Here is a 1,236-nt window from a genome sequence, read left to right as displayed (position 1 = left end):
CGTTGGCTCGTTCTACAAAAAGCACGTCGTCACACATATAAAGTGCTTCGACCGGTTGTAGGCACACGGTTTCAGGTTCTATTTCACTCCCCTTCCGGGGTTCTTTTCACCTTTCCCTCACGGTACTTCTTCACTATCGGTCACTAGGTAGTATTTAGCCTTGGGAGGTGGTCCTCCCTGCTTCCCACAAGGTTTCACGTGTCTCGTGGTACTCTGGATCAGAACTCTATAACTTCCATTTTCACCTACAGGTCTATTACCTTCTGCGGAGCAACTTTCCAGTTGTCTTCGGCTAATTCCTGTTATATTTTATGTTCTGTCCTCAACCCCTAAGCCAAAGGCTTAGGTTTGGGCTCTTTCCATTTCGCTCGCCGCTACTTTGGAAATCGATGTTTCTTTCTCTTCCTCCGGGTACTTAGATGTTTCAGTTCCCCGGGTTTACCTCTATACACCTATTTATTCAGTGCACAGTACATAGTGTTAACTATGTAGGTTTCCCCATTCGGAAATCTCTGGATCACTGGCTATTTGCGCCTACCCAAAACTTATCGCAGCTTATCACGTCCTTCTTCGGCTCCTAGTGCCAAGGCATTCACCATGCGCCCTTTGTAGCTTGACCTATCTAAATTTCATTATAAACTTCGAAATTCTGCTTCAACTTCCTCACTCAGGTACTCATTTATCTTGGTAAACTCCGTTCCTCGTTCAGTCGTTTCCTTGACTTTCTCGTTTCTATTGAAATTTTTAATTTACTAATCTTAAGCGATTAAGATTAGATTTTCATTCTACAAAGAATTCAAATTAAAATTCTTGACGAAATTGTTTTATCTTTAAATTTAAAGGTTTAACAATATATATATCTTCACTGTGTAATTTTCAAAGAACATCCATCTTACCATTGTAAGATGTTTTTGAGAGTTAATGAACTAATCATTTGGTCTCTCAAAATTAAACAGAGTTAAAGTACCAGTTTCCAGCTGTGCTGGATGGACTCATCTAAACTTTCTAAAATAAATTTTACAAAGTAAGATTCGTTCAATGTCATGAAGGATTAACTTCATGTCGACTCCCTAGAAAGGAGGTGATCCAGCCGCAGGTTCTCCTACGGCTACCTTGTTACGACTTCACCCCAATCACTAATCCCACCTTCGGCCGCTGGCTCCTTACGGTTACCTCACGGACTTCGGGTGTTACCAGCTCTCATGGTGTGACGGGCGGTGTGTACAAGGCCCGGRA

General features: G+C 42.0%; 2 rRNA genes. Both read right to left on the bottom strand.

Going from position 1 to position 1,236, the window contains the following annotated elements:
* A 23S ribosomal RNA gene (locus IO99_RS18115) occupies nt 1-619 on the bottom strand; the annotation flags it as partial.
* Between the two features lie 455 nt (nt 620-1,074).
* Nucleotides 1,075-1,236 (bottom strand): 16S ribosomal RNA (locus tag IO99_RS18110); the annotation flags it as partial.

Origin of the sequence: Clostridium sulfidigenes (assembly GCF_000732635.1) — a bacterium.
GTDB classification, from domain to species: Bacteria; Bacillota; Clostridia; order Clostridiales; family Clostridiaceae; genus Clostridium_J; species Clostridium_J sulfidigenes.
Note: the sequence above shows the minus strand (reverse complement) of the source record. Positions and strands in the feature narration are given on the sequence as shown.